This is a genomic window from Paenibacillus ferrarius, from assembly GCF_002027705.1.
GTDB lineage: Bacteria > Bacillota > Bacilli > Paenibacillales > NBRC-103111 > Paenibacillus_E > Paenibacillus_E ferrarius.
Genome location: NZ_MBTG01000033.1, coordinates 42,981 through 64,579 on the forward strand (window position 1 = coordinate 42,981; position 21,599 = coordinate 64,579).

Here is a 21,599-nt window from a genome sequence, read left to right on the forward strand (position 1 = left end):
TCCTACGCTCCTACCAATTTTTGATTCATAAATTTAATGATATGATGCGCTTCAAGCGGTCTGCTCAAGAAATACCCTTGAATCTCATCGCAGCCCATTTTGGCTAACAGCTCCCATTGTTCAAAATCTTCTACCCTTTTGGCAATAACGCGCTTGCCTAAACTATGCGATAAAGTGATCCAGGTATGTACCGCAGTTTGGTTCTTCTCGCTGCTCAGCATCTCCTTGATGAAAGTTGGCTCCATCTTCACGGCATCGAAGGGCAGGTCATGCAATAGCGAAGTGGACGCTTGACCCGTTCCGAAATCGTCAATCGACAATTTCACCCCTAGGCTTTGAATCTGCTTAAAAAGCTGGTGCGCTTTACTTTTATCGTATAAAGCTGTTTGCTCTTTTATTTCTAAACAAAGCTGGGCCGGATTTACTCCCGTTTGTTGCAAGGTTTCCTTCAGTCTTGTGAGAAAATTAGGCTCCAAGAACTGCTTTTTCGATAAATTCACGGATACGAGCAGCGTTGACAGACCCTCTTGCTCCCAGCGCCGCAGTTGTTCACATACTGTTTGCAATACCCAATATCCAATACCGATAATACTGTCATCATCCTCAGCGGCAACCATAAATGCATCCGGCGGGAAGAAGCCAATGCCTGGCCTTATCCAGCGAATCAGAGCTTCTACACCGATAATATGGCCTGTTTCCATCTCGATCAAAGGCTGGTAATGCAGCACGAACTCGTCTTCTTCAATTCCCTTTAGGATGCCCAGATGTTGCAAATACTGATGCTGCTCCGCTCGTTGAAGAGCAGGCTCATAGATGATGAAGCCTCCCGGACCCCTTTTTCTTGCTTCATAGATCGCCATCTCAGCATAATGAATCAGCTCGTCGCCGTGCGTCCCATGGTGTGGCGATTGGCATACTCCCATACTTATCGTGACAGGCATACCCTTCCCTTCAAAAGCAAACCAATGATTGCAAGCAACCAGGATGTCCACAGCGATATTTTCAATTTCACTCTGATTATTCACTTCCGGCACAATCAAAGCAAAGTTATCATCTCCAAAGCGTGCAATCCTGTTGCTTGCCGGAGTCGTCCTTCTTAGCAGCTCCGCCATATTCCTCAGCAGCGAATCTCCCGCCCCTGAGCCTAGCGCGGCCTCAATTTGTTTGAATTGATCGATATTCAATAGGATTACTGCCAAAGAACGTGAGCTGAGATGGGCCAAATGTTCCTCCAAATCAGCTTGGAAAGATGCACGATTAGCGAGTCCTGTCAAACTATCGTGCTGGACGAGGTAACGGGCTTTCTGCTCGGCCGTCACGTCTTGCCGCACTTCCCTCCATACCATATAATGAAGCAAATCTTCCTGAGATTTCAAATACTGGCTCTCCGCAATGACATGCTTTACCTCTCCTGTCAACGTAATAATCGAACGCTCACCCGTCATCGTATGGCTGAAAAAACACTCATCTGCCAGCTCATCCTCAACCAGAAATTTCCCAATATGATAAAACATCAAATCGTTTGTCTGGCATTCCAGCAGCTTAGCCGCTTGCGGATTGAAATCAATAATCATCCCATCTTGATTGACAACAATAATAGACACCGGAGAAACCTCATACAGTGTATGGTAGGTCCTATCGATCGAAGGCAGAAAATCGTACTTCACCATCGCATAGCGCAAGAAAAATCCAAAGCAAAGCATGGAAAGCATCGAAAGGTCTGGGAAATTGATACGCCCACCCCACACGTGCGAGAAATTGATTAACGAAAAAAACATACCCCATATATAAGTCGTTATATATCCCACGAACATAATGCGGATTTGCTTGCGTTTCAAATGCAAATCATAACGTTTCACATGCTGAATACCAGCCACCAAAAGGACTAGGCAAATCATCAAGGCATATACACTGGTTCCCAGAGTAAGAGCTTGCAGACCACTGCTCCATTTGTCTATCTTCCAAGGACCCACATGTATAAGCTGAACCGAAATCCATGAAAAAGGCATCAAAAGCACCACGCTTGGTACTAAAGGCCCATAACACAATAAAAAGATAGAAAATTTCGACAATTTTTGAAATCTCCCTGTTAATCGCAGACAAAAATGAAGCATCAAAGACATTAAAATAAAAGAGGGAAAATACATGACCCAAAGCACAATTAGCCTTGAGTAAGATGCGGGTGCAAAGCTGATGATAAAGTTCCCCATATAAGGAATGACCGTTACAAAAAAGCAGACGGCCGCTATTTGGTTGAGTGAGCTGTACCGATTCCGCCTGAACACTTCCAAGGCCATGCTTATCAAGGCTGCGATCGGAATGACATACAACCATAACGAAATAAACGAAGTTAACATACAGCCGCTCCTCATCCTGAGTACCTCGTAATCAACAAAAAGAAACCTTGCTTCAAGGTTTCTTCATCACCTAAAAGCGGGAACTGGCTGGCATTCGACATGATCGAGTAGCCCCTCTAGCTTTGCGTCCTTGACTTTCATCAAGTTTGCCCTTATCTCTTTTACGGATTATTCGCTTATTTTAATCTGGGACTTTATTCCTATTTATTTTATAACATGGGAACTGATTTGCCGTCAACTTAAGGGATGCCATTGCTTTTCCAAGATGACCATGTTGTAATGAAAAAACAGTTAAAATTGGAAGTGAGACGGATATGAAAAAAATAGTTTTGAGCTTTCTTGTGGTTTTCACTTTCTTGGGTATTGCCTTTGCTAATGATACTTCGCCTGCTCTCGAGCAGTCTGCAAGCAAGGCTTCGGCTAACGCTGCGGCTGAGCCCGCGCCTGCATCCGTTGCTGGATCAACACCTGCGGATGCTCCTGCAAAATCAGCTGCACCTGCGTCCTCACCAGCTTCGACACCAACATCAGCAGCTATTTCAACCTTAAACACATTAACGCCGCTTGCCGCCTCTCTACCATCCAATCAAGATCAGCAGGCTCCTTTGCAGTCGATCCCTGCTATCTCTCAACTCCCCGAATTGCCCAATGGCTGTGAAGCTGTCGCTGCCACCATGCTGCTAAACTGGGCAGGAGTACCTGTTACCAAAGAAGAAGTGGCTGATGCCCTTCCCAGAGGTCCCATGCCGTATGAGAACGAAGATGGCGCTTTTGTAGGAGGCAACCCGCAGGACGTCTTTGTCGGTGATCCTTATGGCATCGGCTACGGAATCTATCATAAGCCGATAGCCCATATGATGGAGCATTGGCTGCCTGGGCGAGTGAAGGACATCTCAGGAGCCTCGTTCGAGGAGCTGCTGGCTGTTATTTCTAGCGGCAGGCCCGCAATGGTCTGGGCAACTGAGCATATGGACACGCCATATCTCGACTTGGAGTGGGAGGATGAAGATGATCAGCTGGTACAATGGTATCAGCCGGAGCATGCTTTGCTTTTAACCGGCTGGGATGAGGACACTGCCTATCTGAACGATCCTATGACAGGAAAGCGAGAATCATACGGCATCGCAGATTTCAGAAGCGCGTGGGAGCTGATGGGTTCACAAGCAATTATAGTGAACAACTAGCATTGAAGCGGAACTACGTTACGCTATTTAGGGATAACAGGGCGAAATGAGCATGAAACGGAACTAGGATACGTTATTTATTGTCGACAAGCCACAATTCGCTCAAAATGAGGCAAATAGCGTACCATAGTTCCCCCTTAACCAGAATTCCACCTATTTTCAACGAAATAGCGTATCCTAGTTCCTTTTCAACATCCAAGGCCACTAGGCTCCTTCACCACAAAAAAAGCATGAACGTTCTCAGCTAACCTGAGCTCGTCCATGCTTTGTTCATACGGGATTTACTTGTACGGCAGCCTGCTTCCCGCTAAGCTGAATGCCTGCTTGCCTGCGCCCATAGGGGCTTAACTCCTTGAGCAAATCTTCCAGAAGCTCCTTGGCTTTGGCTCCTTCTTTGCCTGAAATCTTCACAACGAGCAGCACGGCATCCCCTGCTTGCAGGATACGCTGCGCCTGCTGGCGCTTCGTCTCCAGGTCATGATCTTCGATCTGAGGCGTCAGCCGAAGCTCCTTTACCTTAGGAGCTTGCTCCCGTTTGCGGGCTTGCTGCTTTTCCTGCAAAACCTCTTGCTTCGCTTGAGAGGAGCCGATCAGCTTGCAAGGCGGCGGGCTGCTCATCAAAGACGTGCAGACCAAGTCCACCTTCAGCTGCTTTGCCAAAGTCAATGCTTCCTTCGTTGACAGGATGCCTAGGTCCTCTCCGTTCAGTCCTGTGACGTGGACTTCGGAGGCTTTGATTTTCTCATTTTTAATCATTGTGAATACACCTAATCTTTCGCTATAATGAACCCATCCCTACGAAGAGGTTGTTAAGGAGTTGTCTGCTAGATGAATAATAAACAATTAGAAGAGCAAATGATTGAAAATTACAAGCGTGAGAAACATATGATGATCCTCGTGTTTGCCCAGTGGTGCATTAACCATAATCTGGATCCGGCAGCGCTATATCACAGCGCCTATCCCGACCAGCCTAATAATGAGGCTTTGCAGCAAGCTTTGGCCCTTACCGTCTCCAAAGAGGAAGCCGGAGAAGTACCGGATGACACATTGCTTGGCGTTTTGTCCCTATTCGGCAATGAAGAGCTTGCTTTCATCGTCACACAGGAAATTGAGAAACGTCCCCGAGACAAACGGTACTAAAGCTTAGCGAAGCTTAAAAGCTTCAGCCAGCAATTCAATCGTTCGTACTCTCGTCTCCCACGTGTAGCCGCCGGCAACGACCATAACTTCGTCCACTTGGTAGCTTTCAGCCAAGCTCAGCAGTTGCTTCCTCACCTGCTGCGGATCGCCAACAATCATCCGGGATCGGTTGTCTCTGACTCTGGTTTGATCCCAATCCGAATAACTATATTGCGCGGCTTCTTCAGGCGACTTCACTCCGGTGAATTCGCCTTTTTCCATCTGCAGAATGCGCAGATCCACAGAAGAGGCAAGTCCCTCCGCTTCGGCCTGCGTCTCTGCGCACAGCACGTATATGCACACCGTCGCCTGCGGCACGACATTAAGCGCGGACGGTCGGAACGAGCTGCGGTAGCTGCGCACCGCTTGCTGCCCTCCCGCTCCGTTGATGAAGTGCGCGAAGCAGAACGCTGCGCCTGCCTGCGAGGCGTACACCCCGCTCTGTCCAGTGGAGCCGAGCAGCCATACCTGGGGCACCCCGCTCACCAGAGGTGTGGCGCGGATGCCCTCGAATACATGACCGGGCTCCACCGTGTCGGTGAGGAACCCGAGCAGATCCGTGACTTGCGCCGGGAATCGCTCCAGTCCTTCGAACAGATCCGCGCTGACGCCGCGCAGCGCTTTGGCTGTATGCGGCGTGCCTCCGGGGGCACGCCCGATGCCAAGGTCGATGCGGCCCGGATACAGCGCCTCGAGCATGCGGAAGTTCTCAGCGACCTTGTAGGCGCTGTAATGGGGCAGCAGCACACCTCCGGAGCCAAGCCGAATGCGGCTTGTGCGTGCAGCGAGCGTAGAAATAAGCACCTCTGGCGAGGAGCCTGCAAGTCCTCTGGAATTGTGATGCTCCGATACCCAGAAGCGTGTGTAACCGAGGCGATCCGCCGTCTGCGCCAAAGCAAGCGTTTGTTGCAGGGCATCGCTATGTGTAAATCCGGAGGAAACCGGCGATTGATCAAGGATACTTAGCTTCAGCACATTTATACCTTCTTTCTGAATCATCTGCTGATCTTGATTATACAACGGCCAGCCAACAAAAGAAAAAGGACAAACCCTCACAGGCATTGTCCCTTATTGTAAAAATCCATGTCATCCAACTTGATACTTACTAAAAGTGTATGGCAAGAGAAGCACTTTATGACAGCATTTTGATTAAACGCCATTCCTTGCTTTAGCAGCCTGTCTCTTGTTAATAAGCAGCGGCACGCCCGCAAACAGGACATACATCCCCACAGCAGCATAAAACTTCCATGAGCCAATCTCTTGAAACGATGCGCCAAACACATTATACACCACAGCGCCCGGAATAATTCCGATCAGCGTGCCCCATGTGTAGTCCCAGAAACGAATCTTGGAAAGTCCCGCCCCATAGCTAATGCCATCGAAAGGGAAAAAGGGCATCAAACGCATATACAAAATGACCATGAAGCCTCTTTGCTCTGCCTTTTGATCGAAGGATTGCAGCTTCTTGCTCTTCAATATGCGCTGAAAGCTGCTGCGGCCCCATTTTCGCGTAATATAAAAAGATAGCAAAGCACCTGCGCCTGCACCAATGAAATCATAAACGGTTCCCCAGAACGCGCCAAACACATAGCCCCCATAGAGTGTTAATGGAGTTGCCGGGAACAGCACCAACGGACGGAGCGTGTAGACGATAATATAAAGCAGGCCGCCTAGTGGTCCTAAGTCTCTCAACCACTCGGTAATTTCGTCCAGATCCAAGCTATACCACACCCCAGTCCATTTCAAAACGAGCAGGCCGGCTCCAGCGGCCAGAAACCACATCACCAGCAACCAAAGCGGCTTCGAGCGCGCCATAGCTCTCCCTCCTCCATGCAACCATTCAATGGCCTCTATGTTATTCTTGCCTTTCATCTTACACAAATTCGGGGTTACTTATCAATAATGGGAGGTTTGCTATGAGGTTAGCGTTGTGCAAATGGAACCGAGATCCGTCTGGCCTCGCCATCGGCGACAGCGCATGTCATGTGCAATCATACAACTCGGCAAGCTCCCGTTCCTGCTGGCGATAACGTTGTTCCAACTGGGATGTTCCTAAACGGTTAGCACCTCACTTGCTCAGCCAAGTCGCAGCCTCAGCGAAACAGAAAAACCGCAGGCGCATCGCCCACGGTTCAACTTCTATCTCGTAAATCTCACGATCAAAACAATTACACACGGAATCGGCCAATAAGCGTCTGCAAATCCGTCGCCATGCCGTTCAAGACGGTGGCGGAGGATACGATTTCCTCCATACTCGCATACTGACCTTCGATATTGGATGAAACGTCTCGCGCTCCCGAAGCGGTTTGTCCTGCGACTTGATCAATCGCCTGAATGACATCTACCGCAGCTCGGGTTTTGTCTGAAATGGACGTAGAGCTGCCGGCGACTTCCGAAATCTGTCTGGCGACCTCGTCCATCGCCTCCCGAATCCGCGCGAAGGTGTCACGCGCGACCCCAACAACGTCAAGACCGGTCTCTACCTCACGGCTGCCCGCTTCGGTAGAACGAACTACTTCTCTGGTTTCCTCCTGAATGCTGGTCACCAAATAAGCCACTTCTTCCGCCGCCGCTCCTGTCTGCATGGAAAGCTTGCGGACCTCGTCGGCCACAACCGCAAAACCTTTGCCAGCAGCCCCGGCACGAGCCGCTTCTATCGAAGCATTCAGCGCGAGCATATTCGTTTGTCGCGCAATGTTCGCAATCAAACCGTTGGCATGAACGATTTGTTCCGAACGTTCGCCCAGCCGCTGCACCGAATTCGCCAGCTCCCTCATCTTCTGATGAATCGCATTCATCTGGGCGATCGCTGTTTCCACCGCCGCATTCCCTTCGCCTGCCTCTTGCAGGGCAAGTGAGGACTGCTCGTTGGCGGATTGCGTTACGCTCGCAATTTGAATAACCGCAGCTGACATTTCCTCCATTATGGCAACACCTCGATGTATACTTCTTACCTGTTCATCCGTCCCCATCGAGATAAGCTGAACGGTATTCGTTATCCGTTCTGAGGATTGGCTGACTTGCTCGGAGTTGCTGCTCAGTGCTTCCGAAGCGGCAGCCACCTGCTGGGCACTGCCTCCTACTTGACTAATTAAGCTATGTAAATTCACTTTCATTTGGTTAAAAGCAGTAGCCAGATCTCTTAATTCATCCTGATTCTTCACCTGAATGTCACCGACCGTCAAGTCACAAGCAGCGATGCGTTCCGCTGCCCGCACCATGGCACGCATCGGCGTAACAATCATCCGCGAAAGCAGCAAGCCCATAGCCAAAGCAAACAGAAATGCGATCAAACTAACCCAAATAAGCGTTCGTACGGTTGATTCAACCACATCATGATTGCGCACAGCTGCTTCATCCTCGATGCCTTTTTCCAGCTCTTCTATTTTCGCTGCCGCCTGTGTCAATGTCTCCGTGGTTGGGATCGCCCACTGGGCAGCTTCGGCCTTGGCTAAAGCCGCGTTCCCTTTGCTCGCGTATTCCGTGACTTTCTTGACCAGACGAGCAAAAGTCATATTCGAATCGATCATGGACTGGATGGCACCTTGCTCGTCCTCAACGTGGGCAAGCTCCCCCATCTGAGTGATAATCGAAGCAAGCCTTGCGTTCATATCCGTCAAAAGCTTCTCTTTATCCGGAGTTGGATCAAGCACATAGCCCAGCAGCATACTGTTCTGCATTTGCGTTTTCTCCTTGATCTCCGAAACATGATGCAGAATGGCCACATTATCACTAAGCAGCTTAGAGTAAGAACTGTCTACTTTATTTAAATAGGCATATGACATCCCGCTGGTCACCGCAACGAGTAATGATACAATGACGAAGGTTCCTACGATTTTGCTTCTCAAGGACAATGCTAGAATCGTTTTCTTTGAAATAGTGGACCTCAGTTTAGCCATCATGAACACGCCCCTCTTTTTGGTAACCGCTTTCATAATTGACGCGATAACAGACTGCCCTTAAGTTGCGACAGCCTGCTTCACTTATTTGATCTATTAACTTATTTATTCTATTAACTTATTTCGAGTTCATGTATTTACGCATATCGAATGCTACTGCGGCGACAATAATGACACCTTTGATAATCAGCTGCCAGTATGGGCTGATCCCGATGAACGTCAAGCCATAGTTGATAACGCTGAAGATCAATACACCGGCAAGTACGCCCGGAACTGTACCAATACCACCGGAAGTGGATACGCCGCCGACTACGCAAGCCGCAATGGCATCCAGCTCGTACATATTTCCATAGTTGTTCGTGGCTCCGCCTGTTCTTGCTGCTTCCAGTACCCCGGCTAATCCGTACAATGCTCCTGCAATGGAGTAGATATAGATTAAGTAACGGTTAACATTGATCCCGGAAACAGTTGCCGCATGAATGTTGCCGCCAATGGCATACATGTATTTCCCAAGCTTCGTTTTGTTGAAAACGATCCAAACGATAATGGCAACGACGATCGCGATAATGACAATGTAAGGAATCGAATAGGTGGCATCTGATCCAATGGAACCTGTGCCGATCTTACTGAAGTCCGGTCTCAAGCCACCGATAGGCTGAGATTGATTCGGCTTCATATCGAAGTAAAGGGAGTTTGCTCCGTATACCGCAACCATTGTCCCTAGGGTCGCAATGAATGGCGGAACTTTTAATTTCGCTACAATCAATCCGTTAATAAGACCTACCAATAAGCCTGCAATAATGGCTAGAATAATCGGAACCAAGAGCGGCAGATGCGGCAGATCCGGGAAGAATCGGCGACCGTAATCTTGCGTTTGCAGCATGGAAGCCGAGATAACAGCAGTCAGACCAACGATCCGTCCAGTCGAAAGATCTGTTCCTCCTGTAATCAAGATGAATGCAGCACCCAAGGCGATGATAACGCGTGTAGACGATTGCAGCAAAATATCTCTAAGAATATTCACCGATAAAAAACGTGGATCATAGATCGCGATTCCGATGACTAACACGACAAGCACGATGTAAATTGCGTATTTGGTCACGAACCCACTGATATCTCTGGATTTTAAAGTTTCTGTCTTAGTACTCATGTTTCTTGCCCCCTCCATTATGCCATATGCTGTGCAGCAAGGCGCATGATCTCTTCTTCTGTTGCTTTCTTTCCATCTACAATCCCCGTAAGGCGCCCTTCGCACATGACCATGATTCGGTCTGACATCCCAAGTAGCTCCGGCATTTCAGAAGAGATCATGATAATACTTTTCCCCTGTTTCGCAAGATCGGCAATGATGGAGTAAATCTCAAACTTAGCCCCTACGTCGATCCCCCGTGTCGGTTCATCGAGCAGAAGGACATCGGGCTCTGTCAGGAGCCATCTGGCGAGTAGCACCTTTTGCTGGTTGCCGCCAGACAAATTCTTAATTAACGCATGCATATTCGGTGTTTTGACGCGCAGCATCTCAATGCTGCGTTCCACTTCTACTTTGCGTTTCGCTTCATTAATGAAGCCAAGCGGATTCATATAACGGTTCAAATTGGCGATAACCGTGTTCTCCAACACAGAAAGCACAGGGAAAATTCCCGTAACACGGCGCTCTTCCGTCAGCAGCGCAATTTTATTTCTAATGGCATCAATTGGTGACTTGAGTTTAACAGGCTTGCCATGCATCGAAATGCTGCCAGCAGCCAAGCCTCTCATTCCGAACAAGGCTTCAATCAGCTCTGTACGCTGTGCGCCAACCAGACCGCCAACGCCTAATATTTCACCTTTACGAAGATCAAAAGAAACATTCTTAAACGATTTCGGAACAACCGAAGTCAGTCCCTCAACTTTCATCAATACACCATTGGGTACGTTGCTGCGCTCAGGAAATCGCTCTTTCAGATCACGCCCGACCATCTTGGAAATAATCATATCTGTGGTAAGATCAGCCGACGCCCACGTGCCAATTTTGGTACCATCCCGCATAATCGTCACTTCATCCGAGATTTCAAGAATTTCTTCCATTTTATGTGAAATATAGATGATAGAAACGCCACGACTTCTTAGATCGCGAATAATGCGAAACAATTGCTCAACTTCATTGCCTGTTAGCGACGATGTCGGCTCATCCATAACAATGACTTTCGAATTGAAGGAAACCGCCTTAGCAATTTCAATAGATTGTACTTTGGAAACCGATAGCGTTCCCACAAGGGTATCCGGCTTAATATCCATTTGGAGTTGTTTGAACAGGCTCTCTGTATCTTTGCGCATCTTTTTGTGATCGACTAATTTCAAAGGACCGATACCTTTGAGCGGGAAGCGACCCAGCCAAATGTTCTCCATCACATTGCGATGAGGAACGGGGTGAAGCTCTTGATGAATCATGGAAATACCGTTCGCTAACGCATCTTTCGAATTCTGAATGGAGACAACCTCGCCATTCAGCTTGATTTCTCCTCCATCCGGCTTATAAATACCGAACAAACATTTCATTAACGTCGACTTCCCAGCCCCGTTCTCTCCCATCAATGCATGCACGCTGCCTGGGCGAACTTGGAGGGTAACGTTATCAAGCGCTTTCACGCCAGGGAACTCTTTGGAGATTTGATTCATTTCCAGTAAATAGTCTGCAGTCATGGTAATTCCCCCTACCAGCTCACGATAATCCCCACAAAGTGAAGCCTTTCTTCGAAGCTTATGTCTCTTAGCCTTTGCACGGGTTTCCAAATAAGGAAGGCAAGAGCTCGACGCTGCTGCTCTTGCCCGCTTCACTCTGGATTACTTCGCTTCGTTCATGTTCTCTTTAGTAATCTTTTTGTAGGAAATCCATACATATTTACCGTCAGTTACATCATAACCCGTTGTTTCTTTGCTAGGCGTTTTGCCGTTAGCAAGAGCTGTTGCTACGTTCGTCGTTGCCGCACCTTGGTTTTTGGCATCGTTCAGAACAGTTCCGAGCAATGTGCCATCGCTAAGCGCTTGAAGAGCAGGAGCTGTTGCATCTACGCCAACAACCGGCAAGAATTTATTGTCTTTGAAATAGCCTTTTGCTTTCAGAGCTTCGATAGCGCCAAGAGCCATATCATCGTTGTTCGCAAGAACTGCTTCGATTTTGCTTTCGTTGGAAGCTAGGAAGGCTGCCATTTTTTCTTGGCCTTTAACACGGTCCCACATCGCTGTGTCTTCTGCTACTTTTTCTACACCCATGCCTGCATCCGTAATCGCTTGGATGGAGAACTTCGTGCGAAGCTCAGCATCTTGATGTCCTGGCTCGCCTTTAAGCATCACGTATTGGATTTTACCGTCTTTGTTTTTGTCTGCTTCCGGATGAGCTTTGAAGTAGTCAACCAGCAATTGGCCTTCCATTGTACCGGATTGCTCGGCTTTAGCGCCTACGTAGTAAACTTTATCCCATTTCTTCATGTCATCAGCCAAAGGCTCGCGGTTCAAGAAAACAACCGGTACATTCGCTGCTTTCGCTTTGTCGATGATCACGCCTGCCGCTGTACGGTCAACCGCGTTGATCGCTAGAGCGTTTACTTTTTTCGTGATGAAAAGGTCAACTTTATCATTTTGTGTGGGTTGAGAGTTTTGGCTGTCTACGATATCAACCGTTGCTTTATCCTTTGCAGCATCAGCGATCGCTGCGCGAACACCAGACATGAAAGTATCATCAAATTTATAGATCGCTACACCGATTGTCGGTTTTTTACCTGTGTCAGCTGCTTTAGGCGTTGCTGTCGCTGCTGCACCTGTAGATGCTGCCGGAGCTGGTGTTGCTGTTTCTGTTTTATTGCCGCAGCCTACAACGGTTGCTACCAATGCGCCTGCCACTGCAAGAGTAAGAAGTTTTTTCAAAGTAAGACCCTCCCTAAAAGGTTGTTTTGTTTATTTACATTTCCTACTATACGGGATCGCATGTTCAAAACAAATGCAATATCCTCACATGTTCTATCGAAATTCTCATCACTTTATGAAGGGAAATAACAGCTTCTGATTGTCCGACCAGAACATATTCTCGAGGTCAATCGCCCTAATCCCTGTGTCTACGCGGTTTGGAACCTTTTTCCCCTTGGAAGCTTCGACCGCGTTCTTGACGCCTAAATAGCCGATGCTGAAGGGATTTTGAACAATCGTCGCTTGAATAACGCCTTCTTGCAGCAGCTCCAGCTCTTCAGAAGTGCTGTCGAAGGTGATAATCTTGATCTTGTCCTGCACATTCAACCGCTGTACAGCATCGGCCACGCCGATCGAAGAAATCTCATTCAACGCAACAATCCCGTCCAAATCCGGATTCTTCTCCACAATACTTTGCGTCATCTGCGAGGCAACCTCGCGATCCGTCAAACTATACACCTTGTCCACAACGTGAACATCTGTGTATTTCGATATTTCATCCAGAAGACCTTGCTCCCGGAGTTCTGTATTGCGCTCCCCTTGCTTAAAACTTACGATGGCGATCTGTCCGCTGGTGCCAGCGAGTTTAATGAGCTGCTTCCCTGCCAGTCGCCCTGCTTCATAGTTGTTAGCCCCTATAAAGCTCTTCGCTTTAGGAGACTCTACTTCCGAATCGATCGTAATAACAGGAATGCCCATGCCCGCTGCATCCTCAACGACCTGAGAAAGCTCCTTGTAATCGTTCGACGCCAGAACAATAGCATCCGGTCTGCTGCTAATGGATTGCTCTACCAAAGCAATTTGTCCCAACACATCGGCCTCGTCACCAGGTGCGCGGAAATCCAAAGCAACATCAAATTCTTTGGCAGCTACCTCTGCACCCATCTTTACCGTTTTCCAATAATCACCGTTTTGGCTCCTAAGCACGACTTCCAAATGCCTTTTCTGTTCCGTTGGGGTGATTTCGGTTTGTCGCGAGCAGGAGGACACGGAGACGACAGCGATCAGGATGGCAAACAGCAAGGGGCCTAGTTGTTTCATTGTTTTATCCATCGTTTCTCCTTCCTATTCATCGTCTATAACTCCTCCGCGGGAATCCAGATCTTGACTAAAGTCCCTTCCTCAAGCTCACTTTCTACATGAACTCCATAGTCGAAGCCGAAATAGAGCTGAATACGCTCATGGACATTGCGAAGCCCCACACCGGAGCCCTTTTCACTTTTTACTTGACCGGACAAAATAGCAGCGAGCGTTTCTTCGGACATACCAACCCCGTTATCGCGAATCTGAAACAGAATCTTGTCGTTGATTTTGCTGGCAGATATATGAATGTGACCTTCATCGACCATATATTCAATGCCGTGATATAGGGCATTTTCTACAAATGGCTGCAAAATTAACTTCAAAGTCTTGTAGGACAATACGTCTTCATCCACCTGAATGTCGTAGTCGAACTTATCCTTATACCGCATCTTCTGGATAATCAAATAATTGCGAATATGCTCGATCTCTTCTCCGATGGTGATGATGTTCTTCCCTTTGCTGAGGGAAATACGGAAAAATTTCGATAAAGAAGTGATCGTCGTTACGACCTCTTCATTGCGCCCATTGCCGACCATCCGCACGACCGAATTGAGTGTATTGTATAAAAAATGCGGATTAATCTGCGATTGCAGAACCTCCAGCTCGTTCTTCCGCTTCGTTTCCTGCTCTAGAATGCTCTGATCCATCAACTCTCGAACCCGTGAAACCATGAGGTTGAATCTGCGCGAAAGCTGCTCGACCTCATCCGCGCCGCGAACATGGATATACGTATCGAAGTCTCCCTTCTCCACCATTTCCATGGACTTCTTCAGGCGTTTGATTGGCTTGGATATGCGCGCTGACATGAAAGAGGAAATCAATAAAATAAAAATAAGCACAATAACCAGCAGCCAAATCATGAACGTGCTTACTTCCTTGCGGGTCGTCATCATCTCATCCAGATAAGAAACACCGATGATTTTCCAGCCAATGTTATTAACGGTCCGCACGACATTAAGCCTGGATTCCCCCTCGCTGACATCCATATACTTGCCATAGGAGAATTTGAGCGCCTGCTCCACATTTTCATATTTCAAACCAATATAGATAAGCTGCTGCTGCGGGTGATACACAATGTTCCCGGCAGAATCATCAATAATGTAAACGTACCCCTTTTTGCCCAAAGAAACCGTCCGAAATACATCATCCAGCGTTTTGAAATTCACATCTACCAGCAGAACGGCATCTTGCCATTTCCCATCATGCATAATAGAAACCCCTTTGCTCATCGAGACCACCCACTTGTAAGGGTCCTTGAAGAGATTCTGAATATGCGGCAGCGAAAATGTCAGATGGTTGGGATTATCGAGGGCAGAACGAAACCACGACTGTTCGAGAAGGCGCGTGTTTTTACGCATCTCGGTCGTGTGAATGCCTGTAACAAGGCCGCCATCGGCCGTAAACAGGTTAATAGAAACGATATCCTCGCGTGTGCTGGCGATGGTGTCCAACTGCTCGAGCAGCTTGTCCGACGGAATGCCGCGGCTTTTCGCCACCTTGGCATCCACCACCTCGAACGTATCGGCCATCCCTTTAATATAGTTTTCCAGGTTAAACTGGACTTGTTCAATCACCTGCTGCGTATTCAGGAACGCATTCTCTTCCGCCGTTTTGGAAAATTTACTGTACAGCACGAGCGAAACGACCAGCATCACGATCACCGTAATGAGAATAAACGACATCGTAATCGTAAATTGAATGCTCTTCACCCTCACCGTATCCAACAGCACATCATATAAGGACTTGGCTATGGATTTTACTTTTTGTTTCAAGCCTTCACCCCCACTCTGCAGCCCTTACAACCCTTTTTCATTGTTATTGCGATACTCTTTTGGGGAAATTCCGACATTTTTGCGGAAAGAGAAACTGAAGTAATTGGCATCGGCATAGCCAACCTTCTCCGCGATTTCCAGCGCTTTCATATCAGTTGAACGCAGCAGCTCCTTGGCCGCTTCCATCCGAATATGGTTCAAATAGTTCACGAACGTCATTTTCGTCTCTTTTTTGAAAATACTGCTGAAATAGCCTGCGCTGATATGCAGATGGCCGCACACTTTATTGATGTTGATATCCCCTTCGTGATAATGGCTTCTCGTATAATCCTTGGCCATCTCGACAAGATTCTTGTAGGTATATTGCCGATCGGTCGCAATATGATTCATCATATTCGCGCATAAATCAACAAGCCAGTGCTTGGCTGCTTCCAGTGAGGTGAATTTATTAATCTCGGTAAAAGGAACGAAGTTGTCCCCGAATACCTCGTCCACATTCAGGTTTGAATCCTTCGCTGCCTTCAGAATACAAGTTAATATTTCAAGCAAATAGATTTGGTAGTCCTTAACGGAAACACCCCCCTCTATTCCCTGAAACAGCTCATCCATCGTCTCGCGAATCTCCAGATTCGTTCCCACTTTAATGCAGCGCGTCAGCGCATGCTCTTTCACATCATCAAAGCGAATTTTCTCGACGGCCCGCTTCTCCACATCATCGATGCAAATGATCCGGTTGTTGCCCAGAATAAGCCTGTAATCAAGGGCAAGCACAGCATCTTCGTACGAATAGCTGAGCTTCGTGACATCATTCATCACCGTGCCAATCCCTACCGTTAACGTGAACTTCAAATATTTCTCTACGTTCTGACGGACTTCTTCCAACATCTTCATTGTTTCTTGAAGCGCCGTATCTCTATCCCTGCTTTCCCTGGCGCCTAACACGACAACCTCATCATTATGCATAAAAACGAGGCCCAGCCCGTGCTTCTCTGCGATTTCCTCCGTAATATTAAGCAAGGCAAAATATTTGAGCGCCTGATCCTCGGAATATTTCAAAGAAACAGACTTCGCCAACTCGCTGCGATTCTCCAGATCATCTTCATGAATCAACATGCCATCAATGCTCAGTACCGCCACAACATACCCGTTGCCGCTAAGGTCGATCCCGTAATTCGCTGCTTTCTCATAGACCTCATCTCGCGGAAGCTTCCGATTCATGAGCGTCGCCAGGAAGTTCTCCTTCAGCACAGGCATACTTTTCCGATAATGCTCCTTCAATAACTGAACATCTTCCCGATGCGCCACTTCCTTCTGAATCTGCGCCTTGACCTTGAGTAAGGCATGGATGACTTCCTGAGCGGAAAACGGCTTCAGCACGTATTCATCAATATGCAGCTTAATCGCCTTCTGAGCATACTCGAACTCATCATGCCCCGTCAGAATAATGAGCTTAATCGTCGGAAAACGCTCCCGGATTGCCTCAGCAAGCTGAAGTCCGTTCATGAACGGCATCTGAATATCCGTTACTACCAAATCCGGCTGCAATCTTTCGACCATTTCCAGTGCTTCTCTGCCGTTCTCTGCTGTCTCTACCACTTCAAAGCCAATCGCGTCCCAATCAACTTCTCGGACGACACCTTCGCGTACATCCTCTTCGTCATCCACTAATAACAGCTTGTACATGATCGTCCCCCTATAAGCTTCGTCTAAGCATAACTGACTTTTTCCGCATGGATTTGGAGTTTCTCCTCCATTTTTTTACTTTTTGAGCGACTTTTTTCACCATCATTGTACTAACTGCCTATCGATTACACAACTAGCTGGATGCGTGCATGAGGAAATAATGGTAAAAATCACCTATAGTCTGTTAAAATTAAGATCATCTACAAGGCTCTCACACTCATACCCATTCCCACAAAAATCATTTCCCCACGCCTAGGAGGTCACTATTTTGGATTTCGCACAAATTAGACGCATTGCTTCACTCATACAAGAAAATGTCGGCAAGGTCATTGTCGGCAAAGAAGACACCGTTGAGCTGATGATCATCGCACTTATCGCCTCTGGGCATGTTCTGCTGGAAGATGTGCCAGGCACAGGCAAAACACAGCTGGCCAAGGCGCTGGCCCGCTCCTTGGATGGCACCATGAAGCGCATCCAATTCACGCCCGATTTGCTGCCGTCTGATGTAAGCGGCATCAATTTCTTCAACCAGAAGCTGGGCGAGTTTGAATTCCGCCCAGGACCGCTGTTTGCTCACATCGTACTCGCCGATGAGATTAACCGCGCGACACCGCGCACGCAGTCCAGCCTGCTCGAAAGCATGGAGGAACGTCAAGTGAGCATCGACGGGGAGACCCGTAAGCTCGAAGCGCCGTTCCTCGTCATTGCCACGCAGAACCCTGTCGAGAATCAGGGGACATTTCCTCTGCCGGAAGCTCAGCTCGACCGCTTCCTGATGAAGCTTTCGCTCGGCTATCCTTCGGCCGACGAGCAGTTCTTGATCCTGCAGCGCTACCGGCAGCAGGACCCTCTGGAGCAGCTGCAGGCGGTTGTCGGACGCGCTGAGCTGCTCGAAGCACAGCATCTGTTCACGCAGGTTCGCGTCAGCGATGAGCTGCTGCAGTACATCGTGCGGCTCGCGGAAGCGACGCGCTCGCATGCCGATAGCGCGCTTGGCGTCAGCCCGCGCGGCGTGCGCGCCTTGATGAAATCGGCGCAGGTGTACGCGGCGCTGCGCGGCCGCGACTACGTGCTGCCGGACGATATCAAGGCGCTGGTGAAGCCCGTCTGGGCGCATCGCATTATGCTGCGCACGCGCTCGCGCCAGCAAGACCAGCAGGTGTATGCGCTGCTGGCCGGCATTCTTGCCGCTGCCCCCGTTCCTACGGAAGTGAAGCTGGGGTAGCCCATGGGAATAAGCTGGATTCTCATTATCGCTGCCGCTCTGTACTTTCTCCAGCATATAGGCATAGCCCGCCTGGGGTTTCGCGGGCTGCGCATTGAAAGAGCCTTTAGCCAATCCCGCGCTCATGTGGGTGATCATATCGAGATGATCGAAACGATCGTCAATCGCAAGCTCGCTCCCATCCCTTGGCTTCGCCTGGAATCCACGATTCATGCGGGCCTTCACTTCGCGAAGCAAAGCAATCTGGCAGTGAGCAGCGGCGCAATTTTTCAAAACCATCGCAGCTTGTTCAGCCTCATGCCTTATACGCAGATCGTTCGCCGCCACAAGGTGCAAGCTGCCAAACGAGGCTGGTATAAGCTCGAAACGGTTGCCGCTTCCATCGGAGATCTCGTAGGCATGGAAGCGGCAACGAGAACTCACCGCTTTCAGCTGGAGCTGCTTGTCTACCCTCGCTTGGTGAGCAGGGACGACATCCCTATAGTATCCAGCCGGTGGCAGGGCGACATCACAGTCAAACGCTGGATCATGCCCGATCCATTCCTCGTATCCGGCGTGCGCGACTATCGCTATGGAGATACGATGAACAGCATTCACTGGAAAGCAACCGCCCGCAGCCAGAGACTTCAGGTGTACAACCGTGAATTCACGGCTGACCCCAGACTGCTGCTGGTCGTGAATACGCAAATCACAGAAACCATGTGGGATGCGGTAAGCGATCCGGAACTTGTTGAGAAAGGCCTGTCCTACGCAGCTACACTAGCTGAACATGCGATCAGCCAAGGGATTCCGGTTGGCTTTGGCTACAACGGCTTTGTGCAAGGGCAATCCGGTGTTCCTATTTATTTAGCGCCTGAAGGGGGCTATTCGCATTTGGAGCACCTTTTCGAAACGATGGCGAAGCTCGCGATCTCCTGCTCTCGCTCCTGCAGCGACTACCTCGACAACGAGATTGAGCAGGAAGGAAGCGCTATGGACATTATCTTGCTGACCGCCTTCATATCCGCAGGGATTGAAGAAAGTATAGAACGGCTTGAGTCGCTGGGCCATACTGTCTATATCGTACCGCTGCAGCATCATCTTCTTGCCGCTGCGGATAAGGAGGTGCACTTATCTGATGAATTCACCCCTTCCGGCGCCAACACGGCGATTTAACTTGCCTCTCTGGCTGAATGTATTTGGCCTTGCAGCTTTATTCGGTTCCATCGAGCTCATTTTCTTTTATCCGATTATCCTCTTGGTTCACCTCTATGTGTCAGAGGTGCAGCTTTGGGCTACTTGCTTGCAGCTCTGGCTTTGCTTTGTGCTCGGCAGCTATTTAGGCTATCTGAAATGGCTTAACCGTATCCTTTATGAACTTGCCTTTAGCGCGTTGGCTGGCGCTATCACTGCCGTTCTCCTTCAAGGCACAAGCTGGCACAGCTGGGTCTGTGCGGCCTTCGGCATATTGCTTGCCTACAGAGGTATTCACTTTACCAAGGATGGGTGGCAAGGCATTTTCTCCATGACGATCGTTGTGATCGCAGGGGTTTTCTATTTCATTGGCGTTCCAGTGATGAGTAGACTGGAACTCTTTATGCCTTTTATGAAGAGCTTGAACTTACTCGGTTTCTGTTCGCTGGTCATCTTTTTCATAGCCATCAACCGCATTCATCTCCTGAACGCAACGCTGGCGAATACCCAGCAGACTGCCGCCTCTTCTCTCTCTGGTACCGTAAAACGCTCAAGCCGAATTTGGCTAATCACATTCATCTTTCTTATCGTTATCGTGGCTTATTTCCAATCTATACAGCAAGCCATTTCTACCTTTTTCCGCTCTGCCTTAGTTTGGCTGCTGCAGTTGTCTCAATCGGACTCACCGCCGGACGTGCCAGAGCCTAGTCCATCTATCCAACCTCCCCAGCTTCCGCCGCCTGCCGCTGCAGACGAACCAAGCTGGCTGAGCATCTTCCTGCACTATGCCCAAATCATCATCGGTTATGTGCTCGTCATTGCTCTTGTCTTATTCGTGCTCTACCTCCTGCTATCCAAGGTTGCACCTGCTCTGATGGCACTTCTGAGGCGCTTAATGAACCGCTCGATGAGCAGCTACCAAAGCGGAGACTCCGAGGGCTTTACGGACGAAAAGGAAGCCCTTCTCGCCTGGAAAGAGCTTCCTCGTCTATGGTGGCAGCAAGCCATGCAGCGCAGAGTCAAAGAGAAAGCTCCTGCCAAGTGGTCACAGCTGCCCAGCAATCGAGCAAAGATCCGCTTTCTATATCGCCTTGTGATGGGGCAGGCTGCTCTGAACGGCTATACCTATAATAACGCCTTAACACCAAATGAAACCGAGCAGGACCTCAGAAGGATAGATCAACTGCCGGATCAGACCGTCCATGCCGTTACTTCAGCCTATAACGAAGTGCGTTATGGAAACACAGAACTATCTGACCAAGAGCTTGAGCAGGTGCTTCAAACTTTGGACTCCCGCACCCGCAATCAGATTAAATAAAGGTGCACAAAATAGAAGGCTATGCAGTCCTGCCTGCATGGCCTTCTTTTCGCTTTTCCCAGACACTGAACATATCGTCTACGGCCACTTATTTTTCATTTTATGAAAAAAATACTCACATCTTTTCATGGAGCCGCATATAGATAATTGTTTGAATACATTCGACTGAGGTGGTTTTGAGATGTTAGCATTAAAAACGAGCTGTGAAAGACATGAAGTGGTTCAAACTTTATGTGAGATGGGATTGGATCAAATCGCCAAATGGATTATGGTATTGCCAGAAGACAGGTGGGAAAACATGTTTCTCTCGACATGGCCAACACTTGCAAAAAAATGCGGCTTCAACAGGTAAGCTGCTTTTACATAAACATAGGAAATCCCACCATCTATTACGCTCTTTGCGATTCTGCAAGGAGCGCTTTTTCTACCTTCAAGCGGGCTATCAGATAGACATCGTATAGACTATTTAATAGAGGACCATCTTTTTAGCTTATGGATATTTCTTGTGAAGAGCCCTGTCAGGAATTTGGGAAACCCAAACTCAACGAGCTTTTGCTTGACGCGCTCCTTCATCTGTTGAACGGTCATATCCGGTAGAGTGAATTCCCCATCCTGATAGCAGTGACTGCAGTAGACTGTGCTTTTCTCGCCGTTCTTCTCTGTTCCTCCGCCCTGTTCATCACGTGCAAGAGGCATTCCACAGCTTTGACAGTTCTTATAGGCCGTTTCCATCTTCTTAAATCCCCCTAGTCAGCTTTCTCCTTCCTATCATACCAAGGCTGGG

At 48.6% G+C, this 21,599-nt stretch carries 18 protein-coding genes and 1 riboswitch; of the genes, 6 read left to right on the forward strand and 12 right to left on the reverse strand.

Annotated elements, in window-relative coordinates:
- Nucleotides 1-2: 2 nt before the first annotated feature.
- Nucleotides 3-2,357 (reverse strand): EAL domain-containing protein, encoded by a 2,355-nt coding sequence (locus BC351_RS28455; protein WP_158082253.1) that lies wholly within the window; start codon nucleotides 2,355-2,357, stop codon nucleotides 3-5.
- 75 nt (nucleotides 2,358-2,432) lie between these two features.
- Nucleotides 2,433-2,518: riboswitch (cyclic di-GMP riboswitch) on the reverse strand.
- Between the two features lie 153 nt (nucleotides 2,519-2,671).
- On the opposite strand from BC351_RS28455, the gene BC351_RS28460 reads away from it, so the two are divergent.
- Complete coding sequence (locus BC351_RS28460; RefSeq protein WP_079417373.1) at nucleotides 2,672-3,541, forward strand: C39 family peptidase; 870 nt, start codon at nucleotides 2,672-2,674, stop codon at nucleotides 3,539-3,541.
- Between the two features lie 270 nt (nucleotides 3,542-3,811).
- Here the strand turns inward: BC351_RS28460 and infC are convergent, their stop codons facing one another.
- Nucleotides 3,812-4,297, reverse strand: coding sequence for a translation initiation factor IF-3 (infC, locus tag BC351_RS28465; RefSeq protein WP_079417375.1), 486 nt, complete (start codon nucleotides 4,295-4,297; stop codon nucleotides 3,812-3,814).
- A 72-nt stretch (nucleotides 4,298-4,369) separates the two neighbouring features.
- Between infC and BC351_RS28470 the strand changes: the two genes are divergently transcribed.
- Nucleotides 4,370-4,681: a hypothetical protein gene (locus tag BC351_RS28470; protein ID WP_079417377.1), complete on the forward strand. Its 312-nt coding sequence runs from the start codon at nucleotides 4,370-4,372 to the stop codon at nucleotides 4,679-4,681.
- 3 nt (nucleotides 4,682-4,684) lie between these two features.
- Here the strand turns inward: BC351_RS28470 and BC351_RS28475 are convergent, their stop codons facing one another.
- The 9 genes from BC351_RS28475 to BC351_RS28515 all read right to left on the reverse strand — a co-directional run bounded on the left by BC351_RS28475 (nucleotide 4,685) and on the right by BC351_RS28515 (nucleotide 17,099).
- A complete protein-coding gene (locus BC351_RS28475; RefSeq protein WP_208629862.1) occupies nucleotides 4,685-5,695 on the reverse strand; it encodes an LLM class flavin-dependent oxidoreductase in 1,011 nt (336 codons plus the stop codon).
- Nucleotides 5,696-5,869: 174 nt separating this feature from the next.
- Entirely contained in the window at nucleotides 5,870-6,535 is a 666-nt protein-coding gene (locus tag BC351_RS28480; protein WP_158082254.1) for a TVP38/TMEM64 family protein, read from the reverse strand.
- 353 nt (nucleotides 6,536-6,888) lie between these two features.
- Complete coding sequence (locus BC351_RS28485; protein WP_158082255.1) at nucleotides 6,889-8,622, reverse strand: methyl-accepting chemotaxis protein; 1,734 nt, start codon at nucleotides 8,620-8,622, stop codon at nucleotides 6,889-6,891.
- 115 nt (nucleotides 8,623-8,737) lie between these two features.
- Complete coding sequence (gene mglC / locus BC351_RS28490) at nucleotides 8,738-9,769, reverse strand: galactose/methyl galactoside ABC transporter permease MglC (RefSeq protein WP_079417383.1); 1,032 nt, start codon at nucleotides 9,767-9,769, stop codon at nucleotides 8,738-8,740.
- A 17-nt stretch (nucleotides 9,770-9,786) separates the two neighbouring features.
- Nucleotides 9,787-11,301: a sugar ABC transporter ATP-binding protein gene (locus tag BC351_RS28495; protein ID WP_079417385.1), complete on the reverse strand. Its 1,515-nt coding sequence runs from the start codon at nucleotides 11,299-11,301 to the stop codon at nucleotides 9,787-9,789.
- Between the two features lie 141 nt (nucleotides 11,302-11,442).
- On the reverse strand, nucleotides 11,443-12,522 hold the full coding sequence (locus BC351_RS28500) for a galactose ABC transporter substrate-binding protein (protein WP_079417387.1): 1,080 nt from the start codon (nucleotides 12,520-12,522) through the stop codon (nucleotides 11,443-11,445).
- A 108-nt stretch (nucleotides 12,523-12,630) separates the two neighbouring features.
- Nucleotides 12,631-13,614 carry a substrate-binding domain-containing protein gene (locus BC351_RS28505; RefSeq protein ID WP_079417389.1) on the reverse strand — a complete coding sequence of 328 codons (984 nt, stop codon included), beginning with the start codon at nucleotides 13,612-13,614 and terminating at the stop codon, nucleotides 12,631-12,633.
- Between the two features lie 23 nt (nucleotides 13,615-13,637).
- Nucleotides 13,638-15,326 carry a cache domain-containing sensor histidine kinase gene (locus BC351_RS28510; RefSeq protein ID WP_079417425.1) on the reverse strand — a complete coding sequence of 563 codons (1,689 nt, stop codon included), beginning with the start codon at nucleotides 15,324-15,326 and terminating at the stop codon, nucleotides 13,638-13,640.
- A gap of 114 nt (nucleotides 15,327-15,440) precedes the next feature.
- Complete coding sequence (locus BC351_RS28515; protein ID WP_079417391.1) at nucleotides 15,441-17,099, reverse strand: response regulator; 1,659 nt, start codon at nucleotides 17,097-17,099, stop codon at nucleotides 15,441-15,443.
- Nucleotides 17,100-17,367: 268 nt separating this feature from the next.
- Here BC351_RS28515 and BC351_RS28520 point away from each other — a divergent pair, with 268 nt between their 5' ends.
- The 4 genes from BC351_RS28520 to BC351_RS42470 all read left to right on the forward strand — a co-directional run bounded on the left by BC351_RS28520 (nucleotide 17,368) and on the right by BC351_RS42470 (nucleotide 21,167).
- Complete coding sequence (locus BC351_RS28520) at nucleotides 17,368-18,324, forward strand: AAA family ATPase (RefSeq protein WP_079417393.1); 957 nt, start codon at nucleotides 17,368-17,370, stop codon at nucleotides 18,322-18,324.
- A 3-nt stretch (nucleotides 18,325-18,327) separates the two neighbouring features.
- The gene (locus tag BC351_RS28525) at nucleotides 18,328-19,479 is read left to right on the forward strand and encodes a DUF58 domain-containing protein (protein ID WP_079417395.1); all 1,152 of its coding nucleotides are present in this window, start codon (nucleotides 18,328-18,330) and stop codon (nucleotides 19,477-19,479) included.
- Nucleotides 19,442-20,815, forward strand: coding sequence for a DUF4129 domain-containing protein (locus tag BC351_RS28530; RefSeq protein ID WP_079417397.1), 1,374 nt, complete (start codon nucleotides 19,442-19,444; stop codon nucleotides 20,813-20,815). The genes BC351_RS28525 and BC351_RS28530 overlap by 38 nt, the downstream gene beginning before the upstream one ends.
- A 181-nt stretch (nucleotides 20,816-20,996) precedes the next feature.
- Nucleotides 20,997-21,167, forward strand: a complete 171-nt coding sequence (locus tag BC351_RS42470; protein ID WP_158082256.1) for a hypothetical protein — start codon at nucleotides 20,997-20,999, stop codon at nucleotides 21,165-21,167.
- Between the two features lie 110 nt (nucleotides 21,168-21,277).
- Here the strand turns inward: BC351_RS42470 and BC351_RS28535 are convergent, their stop codons facing one another.
- A complete protein-coding gene (locus BC351_RS28535; RefSeq protein WP_079417399.1) occupies nucleotides 21,278-21,547 on the reverse strand; it encodes a zinc ribbon domain-containing protein in 270 nt (89 codons plus the stop codon).
- Nucleotides 21,548-21,599 lie beyond the last annotated feature (52 nt).

What these genes read in the sequence shown, in the direction of transcription:
- BC351_RS28455 (WP_158082253.1), bottom strand. Translation starts at nt 2,357, where the DNA reads ATGTTAACTTCGTTTATTTCGTTATGGTTGTATGTCATTCCGATCGCA.
- BC351_RS28460 (WP_079417373.1), top strand. Translation starts at nt 2,672, where the DNA reads ATGAAAAAAATAGTTTTGAGCTTTCTTGTGGTTTTCACTTTCTTGGGT.
- infC (WP_079417375.1), bottom strand. Translation starts at nt 4,297, where the DNA reads ATGATTAAAAATGAGAAAATCAAAGCCTCCGAAGTCCACGTCACAGGA.
- BC351_RS28470 (WP_079417377.1), top strand. Translation starts at nt 4,370, where the DNA reads ATGAATAATAAACAATTAGAAGAGCAAATGATTGAAAATTACAAGCGT.
- BC351_RS28480 (WP_158082254.1), bottom strand. Translation starts at nt 6,535, where the DNA reads ATGGCGCGCTCGAAGCCGCTTTGGTTGCTGGTGATGTGGTTTCTGGCC.
- BC351_RS28485 (WP_158082255.1), bottom strand. Translation starts at nt 8,622, where the DNA reads ATGATGGCTAAACTGAGGTCCACTATTTCAAAGAAAACGATTCTAGCA.
- mglC (WP_079417383.1), bottom strand. Translation starts at nt 9,769, where the DNA reads ATGAGTACTAAGACAGAAACTTTAAAATCCAGAGATATCAGTGGGTTC.
- BC351_RS28495 (WP_079417385.1), bottom strand. Translation starts at nt 11,301, where the DNA reads ATGACTGCAGACTATTTACTGGAAATGAATCAAATCTCCAAAGAGTTC.
- BC351_RS28505 (WP_079417389.1), bottom strand. Translation starts at nt 13,614, where the DNA reads ATGGATAAAACAATGAAACAACTAGGCCCCTTGCTGTTTGCCATCCTG.
- BC351_RS28510 (WP_079417425.1), bottom strand. Translation starts at nt 15,326, where the DNA reads ATGTCGTTTATTCTCATTACGGTGATCGTGATGCTGGTCGTTTCGCTC.
- BC351_RS28515 (WP_079417391.1), bottom strand. Translation starts at nt 17,099, where the DNA reads ATGTACAAGCTGTTATTAGTGGATGACGAAGAGGATGTACGCGAAGGT.
- BC351_RS28525 (WP_079417395.1), top strand. Translation starts at nt 18,328, where the DNA reads ATGGGAATAAGCTGGATTCTCATTATCGCTGCCGCTCTGTACTTTCTC.
- BC351_RS28530 (WP_079417397.1), top strand. Translation starts at nt 19,442, where the DNA reads ATGAATTCACCCCTTCCGGCGCCAACACGGCGATTTAACTTGCCTCTC.
- BC351_RS42470 (WP_158082256.1), top strand. Translation starts at nt 20,997, where the DNA reads ATGTTAGCATTAAAAACGAGCTGTGAAAGACATGAAGTGGTTCAAACT.
- BC351_RS28535 (WP_079417399.1), bottom strand. Translation starts at nt 21,547, where the DNA reads ATGGAAACGGCCTATAAGAACTGTCAAAGCTGTGGAATGCCTCTTGCA.